Source organism: Micromonospora yasonensis (assembly GCF_026013475.1).
Taxonomy (GTDB): domain Bacteria; phylum Actinomycetota; class Actinomycetes; order Mycobacteriales; family Micromonosporaceae; genus Micromonospora; species Micromonospora yasonensis.
On the sequence record NZ_JAPDPH010000488.1, the window covers coordinates 1 to 427 of the forward strand.

A 427-nucleotide genomic window follows, 5' to 3' on the forward strand; every position below is an offset into this window, starting at 1 on the left:
AACGCGGACCCGTCCCGGGTGTACGACAGCAGTGTCCATGGCAATCCGTTCACGCCGGTTTTCAAAGCACACGAAGGCGACCGCGTGAAGTGGCGGGTATTCCAGCTCTCCCAGGAGGAATCTCACGGATTCAGCATCGATCGGTTCCCATGGAAGTCGGAGGCGCGGGATCCGGAGTCGAACATCGTCCAGGCCCAGCACCTCGGCGTGCTCGAGTACTTCGACATGACCCTGGACCTCGGCAACGAGCTGCCGTGGCGGGACTACGTCGACCGAAGACACTACGTGTACGGACTGACCGGAAGCGACGACCGCTTCCTGGGCGCGTGGGGCCAACTGCAGGTGATGGACTGCGACGACCCGTCGGGCAAAGAGAGGTGGGAGGTGAAGAAACTGGAGGACAGCCCTAATCCCTGCACTGGTTGGG

General features: G+C 62.3%; 1 protein-coding gene. It reads left to right on the plus strand.

The window, feature by feature from the left end; genetic code table 11:
* Positions 1 to 18: 18 nt before the first annotated feature.
* A partial coding sequence (locus tag ONA70_RS36485) for a hypothetical protein (protein WP_265011023.1) occupies positions 19 to 427 on the plus strand: 409 nt, incomplete at its 3' end.